This window comes from Kribbella deserti, from assembly GCF_042434725.1.
Classification (GTDB): Bacteria; Actinomycetota; Actinomycetes; order Propionibacteriales; family Kribbellaceae; genus Kribbella; species Kribbella deserti.
Genome location: NZ_JBHLTC010000013.1, coordinates 1 through 6,753, shown reverse-complemented (window position 1 = coordinate 6,753; position 6,753 = coordinate 1). Strand labels below are relative to the sequence as shown.

Here is a 6,753-nt window from a genome sequence, read left to right as displayed (position 1 = left end):
GCGCAACGTCTCCGCATTCATCCCCAACCGGCCAGACACCGCCACAATCGCGGCCCACTCAGAGCCGTAATCCTGAACATGCTCAGTGACCAGCCGGACCGCCTTGGCCTTGGTCTGCTCGTCGTACTTGCTCGGCATAGATGACACCTTCCCAACGAAGGAGGTGTGCACCAAACCCGGGGTGGTTCACGTGTCCACTGGTGGAGGGGGTGGGGTCGGAGGTGGCGGAGGGGTGGGGTTAGGGCGAGGCGGGAGTGGTGAGGACTCGGCCGGACTGAGTGGTGAACATTTCGGGCGAGTAGTCGTTGGCGGTGATGAAGAGGGTCCGCTGGTCAGGACCACCGAGGGCGCAGGAGAAGGCGCCGCGGTCCAGGGGGACGGTTTTGAGTACGTCGCCACCTTCGCCGACGAGGGTGCATCGCTGTTGGGGGACCGACGCGTACCAGATGGCACCCGTGGGATCGAGGCAGATGCCGTCGGGGGCGGCGCCCTTGCCGAGGTCGGCCCAGACGCGGCGATTCGTGAGGGCCCCGGTCGAAGTGAGGTCGAACGCGGTCAGCCGGTCGGCGTACGACTCGGCGACGATCAGGGTGGATCCGTCCGGCGTGATGGCCATGCCGTTGGGAAAGGCGACATCCGCTGCCACCTGGGAGACGGAACCGTCCGGTTGAACCAACGCGATCAGCCCGGGCCGGAACTCGCCCATCGGGAAGTCGAAGTTGATCCCGTTCACATACGCGTTGCCGTCGGGTGCGACGACGATCTCGTTCCAGGCGTGGGTGGAAAGGCCCGAGAGATCGGCGTACGTCGTCAACGCGCCGTCGGGTTCGCGGCACAGGATGCGGGCCTCGCCGCCAGAGACCACGAGGAGGCGGCCGTCGGGCAACCAGTCGAAGCAGAACGGCATCGACGGCATTTCCAGGATGACCTCACTCCGGCCGGCCAGGTCGACCGCGATCAGCTGGCGGGTGCCCCAATCGGCGAACCAGAGGCGATCGTCGTGCCAGCGCGGCGATTCGACCATCACCAAGTCGGTCATCAGGGTGGACAGCTCGAGCATGGCGTTCTCCCTCAGTTGGGCGCTCGGGTAGCGCCTTCACGAGGGTGTAGAAGCTGAGCCGCCGTTCTCGACATCACCCGGGAGATACGCCAACCGGACCGGTCTGGTCGCGCGATGCATTCAGGCGGCTACGCACTGCGGCGGAACCTGCCTGTGGGACGCGGAATCTGCTTGCGCAGCGGACGACCTGACCCCCGTACGGAGTGGCCGCTTGAGAGTGCTTGAATGCACGCCTACAGTCGCTGGGATCGCCCGTATCGGTGGAAAGGTTTGACGAGTTGTGAACGAGTCGACATACCCGGGCACCCCGCAGACCCCGTCGCAGGTGACACCGCTGTCGACGACCGAGTCTGCCCAGGCCCCGCACACCGGCCAGATCCCGCCTCAATCCACCGACTACACGCCCAATGGGCATCCGCATTACAGCACTGACACCGAGAATTCCGGCTACAGCAGTAACGAAGACAGCCGGAACGAGTTACCCCATAACGAGAACCCGGGTATCGCGCCCACGAGCACCGAGCCGCCGGCCTACCCGCCGGTGAGCCCGCCGCCCGTGAGCGATGGCCACACCCAGGCGCGGCAGGTCAGCCCGCCCGACGGTTATGCCGAGATGCCCCGACCGACCCCGAAGCTGACCGCAGAGGATGTGGAGACCGCGACCGCCGGTGTGAAGAACAAGATCGGACCCACCGGACGTCCGTTGCCCGATCTTCCCGACATCCTGCCGCCGACCCGTCGTGGGCCGGCGCAGGTCATCGCCATGTGCAACCAGAAAGGTGGCGTCGGCAAGACGACCACCACCATCAACCTCGGCGCTGCGATCGCCGAGACCGGCCGCAAGGTGCTGCTGATCGACTTCGATCCGCAGGGTTCGGCGTCGATCGGCCTTGGCGTGCAGCCGCACGACCTGGACATCTCCGTCTACAACCTGCTGATGCAGCGCGATATCCGCCATGACGAGGTGATCCGCCCGACCCGGGTGGAGAACCTCGACCTGCTGCCGGCCAACATCGACCTTTCCGCTGCCGAGGTGCAGCTGGTCCAGGAAGTCGCCCGTGAGTACACGCTGCAGCGCGTGCTGGAGCCGATCATCCCGTTGTACGACGTGATCCTGATCGACTGCGCACCCAGCCTCGGCCTGCTCACGGTCAACGCCCTGACCGCGTCGAACGGCATCGTCGTACCGCTGGAGTGCGAGTTCTTCGCGCTGCGCGGGCTGGCCATGCTGACCGACACCATCGGCAAGGTACAAGACCGTCTGAACCCGAAACTGGAGATCGTGGGCATTCTCGGCACCATGTTCGACGGCCGGACGACACACGCCCGCGAGGTGCTCGACCGTGTCGTTCAGGCCTTCGACGAGCGCGTCTTCCACACCGTCATCCGGCGCACGGTGAAGTTCCCCGAGACGACCGTCGTCGGCGAACCCATCACCACGTACGCGCCGTCCTCGTCCGCCGCGTCCCAGTACCGCGAGCTGGCCAAGGAGGTGCTGGCGCGTTGTCCCGCCGGGTGAGCCTGCCGGGTGCCAGCGAGCTGTTCGGCGGCACGGCACCCAGGCAGACACGCCCCGAGCCCCCCACCTCGACCAGTACCGCGACCGAGGACCGTCGGTCCAGCGGGCGGGTCCGGCACGACACGAAGATCACCGTGTACGTGACCGAGGAGGAGTTGCTCGGGCTCGAACAGACACGTCTGGCCCTGCGCGCGCAGCACGGGCTGGCGGCCGACCGCGGCCGGATCGTCCGTGAGGCGATCGACGTGCTGCTGGCCGATTTTGTCGAGCGCGGTCCCGACTCGGTCCTGGTCCAACGGCTCCGGGCGCAATGAGCTCGGGTTCGACGTCTGCTGTCCCGATCGACCTGGACGCTCCGGTCGATCTGGACAGTCCGCCGTCGTCCGCGCACAAGGGTTTCAGCGTTCACCTGGTCAACTTCGACGGGCCGTTCGACCTGTTGCTGCAGCTGATCGCCAAGCACAAGCTGGACATCACCGAGATCGCGTTGTCGCAGGTCACCGACGACTTCATCGCCCACATCAAGGCGGGCGGGCCGAAGTGGGACCTGGACCAGACCTCGGAGTTCCTGCTGGTCGCGGCGACCCTGCTCGACCTGAAGGCCGCGCGGTTGTTGCCGCAGGCCGAGGTCGAGGATGTGGAGGATCTCGCGCTGCTGGAGGCCCGGGACCTGCTGTTCGCGCGCCTGCTGCAGTACCGCGCCTTCAAGCAGATCGCCGCGTTGATGAACCACCGGATGGCCGAGGAGGCCAAGCGTTTCCCGCGGGCCGTCAGTATGGAACCGCGGTTCGCCGACCTGCTGCCGGAGGTGCTGCTCGGTATCGATCCAGCCGGGCTGGCGGAATTGGCCGCGAGGGCGCTGGCGCCGAAGCCGATCCCGGAGGTCTCGCTCACCCATCTGCACGCGCCGGCGGTCACCGTGCGGGAGCAGGCCCTGGTCGTGGTCGAACGGTTGCGCCGGTCGCGCAGCCTGACGTTCCGCGCGTTGGTCGCGGACTCGCCGGACACCGTCACGACCGTGTGCCGGTTCCTGTCGCTGCTGGAGTTGTTCCGCGCGAGCGCGGTGTCCTTCGACCAGGTGACCCCGCTCGGCGAACTCACCGTGCGCTGGACCGGGAGCGAAGAGGGCGACGTACTGGTCAGCGCCGAATTCGACGAAGCCGCCCAGCCGCCGGAAGACGCCGAGTCGGTGGACGCCGGACCGGAACCAGACTTCGAGCCGATCGCCACCCTCACCGTCGACGACCCCGAGGACGAGCAGCCGTCGTACGACGGGCAAGCCCCGGCGTACGACGGGCAAGCCCCGGCGTACGACGGGCAAGCCACGGTGGACCCGACGCCCGGTGAGGCCGACCCGACGCCCGGTGAGGCCGGAGAAGCGACGCCCGGACCGAACGAGACGGATGACCAGTGACCGAAAACCACGACGCCTCGACCGAGCTCACCGACGAAGCCGCGGCAGCCGGGAAAACCGGGGAAGCCACACAGGCCGATCAGTCCGAGCAGGTCGCGGGCCAGCAGGACGCGGTTGAGCAGGACGCGGCTCAGCAGGGCGATGAGGTTCTGGGCGGCGGTGATACCGGATGGCGGCCGGGTGGGGATGTGCCGGCCTCGGTGGCGGCGCAGCACTCTGACCCGGCGGAGGTGGACGAGGTGGTTGCTGACGCGCAGCCTGGCGCCGAGGCGGATTCCGCCGTCGCCGAGGTGGTCGACGCGGATGAGGCCGCCGCCGAGGTGGGCGACGCGGAGGAACTCGCTGAGGGCGTGGGGGAGTTGCCGGGTACGGCCGAGGTGGTCATCGATGACGTGACCATGCGGCGGGCGCTCGAGGCGATCCTGATGGTGACGGATGAGCCGTTGCCGGTGCTGACGCTGGCGCGCGCGGTGGGCCGCCCGCCGAACGATGTCGCGACGGCGCTCGCAGTACTCTCCGACGAGTACACCGAGCAGGGACGCGGATTCGACCTGCGCGAGGTTGCAGGCGGCTGGCGGTATTACACCCGCGAGGACTCGGCGATCTACGTCGAGCGCTTCGTACTGGATGGCCAGCAGTCGCGGTTGACCCAGGCGGCGCTGGAGACGCTGGCGGTGGTCGCGTACAAGCAGCCGGTGAGCCGCGCGCGCGTATCCGCGATTCGTGGTGTGAACGTTGACGGCGTGATGCGCACGTTGGTGACGCGCGGGCTGGTCGAGGAGGCGGGCGCGGATACCGAGTCGCAGGCGACGCTTTACCGGACCAGCTCGTACTTCCTCGAGCGGATGGGCATGCAGAGCCTCGACGATCTGCCCGAGCTCGCGCCGTACCTCCCCGAGATGGACGACGTCGAGGACGAGATGGCCGCGCAGGACAAGGCGGCCCAGGACAAGCTGGACGGGCTCGACGCCGCTGCCGCCGCCGAAACCGAGGCGGCTAGTGGTGGTACGGCGGAGGGTGGGACCGCGACCGAGCCCGAGGGGCCGGGGCGCGAGATGTCCGATCCGGAGAGCGCCGTGTCCGAAGCGGCCGGCGATGAGGAGGCGGAGGCCGAAGCCGCCGTATCCGAGATCACCAAGACCGAACCGGGGGAACCAGGCGGCCCCGCCGTACCGGCCGAAGACGTGCCGGGCGCCGAAGCTGACGAGGCCGAGACCGACGAGAGGGCCGCGGCCGCCGTACCGGTTGAGGACGCGCAGGCGGTTGAGGACCTGGAGACGGTTGACGACCTGGAGGTGGCTGAGGACCTGCAGACGGGGGAGGACGTGCGGGCCGACGAAGCCATGGCAGCCGTCGAGGAGCTAGAGGCGGCTGAGGCTGAGGATGCCAAGGCTGCTGAACTTGCGGAGGCCGAAGAGGCTGCGGAGGACGCTGAGGAGTCGGGGAGCGGCGACGTGCTGGAGGACCGTGAGGGGTTCCAGAGCGCTGCAGGGTTTGAGGCCGCTGAAGAGTTCGGTAGCCCTGCAGCCGAGAACACGATTTCCGAGAGCGTCGACGCGTCCGAAGCCGGCACCGCTGAAGAGGTTGCGGACGTCGCGGCAGGCGGTACCGAGCGTGACGAGCAGTCCGCCAGCGGGGACGCCGAGGCCGGTTCCGGGGCGGCGGATGTGGGAGAACGCGGCTCGGCGTGGTCGAATCGGGTTGATGACTGAGACGAACGAGCCCGGCGGTATCCGGTTGCAGAAGGCCCTCGCGCAGGCAGGGGTGTCCAGCCGGCGGGCGGCCGAGCACCTGATCGAGCAGCGCCGGGTGGAGGTGGACGGCGAGGTCGTCACCGAGTTCGGACTGCGGGTGGACCCGGCCGTGTCGGTGATCCGGGTCGACGGCGAGCGGATTCCGCCCGTCACCGCGCACGTCTATCTCGTCCTGAACAAGCCGCGTGGCGTGGTCACCACCATGTCCGACCCGCAGGGACGCCCGTGCATCGCGGACTACGTCGGTGACCGGGAGGAGCGGCTGTTCCACGTCGGGCGGCTCGACACCGATACCGAGGGCCTGCTCCTCCTCACGAATCACGGCGAGTTCGCGCACCGCCTGGCCCATCCGTCGTACGAGGTCTCCAAGACGTACGTCGCGGAGGTCGAGGGCAACGTGAAGCCCGTCGTACTACGGCGGCTGCTCGACGGGCTGAACCTGGAAGACGGTTTCGTCCAGGCCGACTCGGTCAAGGTGATCTCCACGATCCGCGGCCGCACGCTGATCGAGATGTCCCTGCACGAGGGGCGGAACCGGATCGTGCGGCGCATGTTCGACGAGGTCGGGCACCCGGTCAAGCGCCTCACCCGCACCGCCATCGGCCCAGTCCGCCGAGGCAACCTGCACACCGGTGACCTCCGCGAACTCACCGACAAGGAACTAGGCCAACTCCTAGACCTAGTCGACCTCTAACCAACCCGCCCTGGCCGGGGCCGCACACCTGCAGAACGCGAGTGGTCGCTTTCATACGCGTCCACTCGCGTCCGACGTCCAACTTCATCCCGACGGTCGGACGCAAAATGCGAGGCGGCCCTGTTACTCACCGACGGTCGGACCCGGAATGCGGGCGGTACCGCGCCACTCACCGACGGTCGGACGCAAAATGCGAGGCGGCCCTGTTACTCACCGACGGTCGGACCCGGAATGCGGGCGGTACCGCGCCACTCACCGACGGTCGGACGCGAAATGCGGGCGGTACCGCGCCACTCACCGACGGTCGGACCC

Annotated in this window: 6 protein-coding genes and 1 pseudogene; 5 read left to right on the top strand and 2 right to left on the bottom strand. The window is 68.2% G+C overall.

Annotated elements, in window-relative coordinates; translation table 11 throughout:
• Window positions 1-138: pseudogene (locus tag ACFFGN_RS11485) on the bottom strand (IS3-like element ISMysp3 family transposase); the annotation flags it as partial.
• 100 nt (window positions 139-238) lie between these two features.
• Window positions 239-1,060: an SMP-30/gluconolactonase/LRE family protein gene (locus ACFFGN_RS11480; RefSeq protein ID WP_380046316.1), complete on the bottom strand. Its 822-nt coding sequence runs from the start codon at window positions 1,058-1,060 to the stop codon at window positions 239-241.
• A gap of 613 nt (window positions 1,061-1,673) precedes the next feature.
• Here ACFFGN_RS11480 and ACFFGN_RS11475 point away from each other — a divergent pair.
• From ACFFGN_RS11475 to ACFFGN_RS11455, 5 genes are read left to right on the top strand one after another with little or no spacing between them, the layout of a single operon-like run.
• Window positions 1,674-2,579: a ParA family protein gene (locus ACFFGN_RS11475; RefSeq protein WP_380046319.1), complete on the top strand. Its 906-nt coding sequence runs from the start codon at window positions 1,674-1,676 to the stop codon at window positions 2,577-2,579.
• Window positions 2,564-2,893 (top strand): hypothetical protein, encoded by a 330-nt coding sequence (locus ACFFGN_RS11470; protein ID WP_380046314.1) that lies wholly within the window; start codon window positions 2,564-2,566, stop codon window positions 2,891-2,893. Before ACFFGN_RS11475 ends, ACFFGN_RS11470 begins: the two co-directional genes overlap by 16 nt.
• Window positions 2,890-3,993 carry a segregation/condensation protein A gene (locus ACFFGN_RS11465; RefSeq protein WP_380046312.1) on the top strand — a complete coding sequence of 368 codons (1,104 nt, stop codon included), beginning with the start codon at window positions 2,890-2,892 and terminating at the stop codon, window positions 3,991-3,993. The genes ACFFGN_RS11470 and ACFFGN_RS11465 overlap by 4 nt, the downstream gene beginning before the upstream one ends.
• Window positions 3,990-5,705 carry an SMC-Scp complex subunit ScpB gene (gene scpB, locus ACFFGN_RS11460; RefSeq protein WP_380046310.1) on the top strand — a complete coding sequence of 572 codons (1,716 nt, stop codon included), beginning with the start codon at window positions 3,990-3,992 and terminating at the stop codon, window positions 5,703-5,705. Before ACFFGN_RS11465 ends, scpB begins: the two co-directional genes overlap by 4 nt.
• Window positions 5,698-6,441: a pseudouridine synthase gene (locus ACFFGN_RS11455; protein ID WP_380046308.1), complete on the top strand. Its 744-nt coding sequence runs from the start codon at window positions 5,698-5,700 to the stop codon at window positions 6,439-6,441. The genes scpB and ACFFGN_RS11455 overlap by 8 nt, the downstream gene beginning before the upstream one ends.
• Window positions 6,442-6,753 lie beyond the last annotated feature (312 nt).

Coding starts and splice junctions, on each gene's coding strand:
- ACFFGN_RS11480 (WP_380046316.1), bottom strand. CDS start 1,060: ATGCTCGAGCTGTCCACCCTGATGACCGACTTGGTGATGGTCGAATCG.
- ACFFGN_RS11475 (WP_380046319.1), top strand. CDS start 1,674: ATGCCCCGACCGACCCCGAAGCTGACCGCAGAGGATGTGGAGACCGCG.
- ACFFGN_RS11455 (WP_380046308.1), top strand. CDS start 5,698: ATGACTGAGACGAACGAGCCCGGCGGTATCCGGTTGCAGAAGGCCCTC.
- ACFFGN_RS11465 (WP_380046312.1), top strand. CDS start 2,890: ATGAGCTCGGGTTCGACGTCTGCTGTCCCGATCGACCTGGACGCTCCG.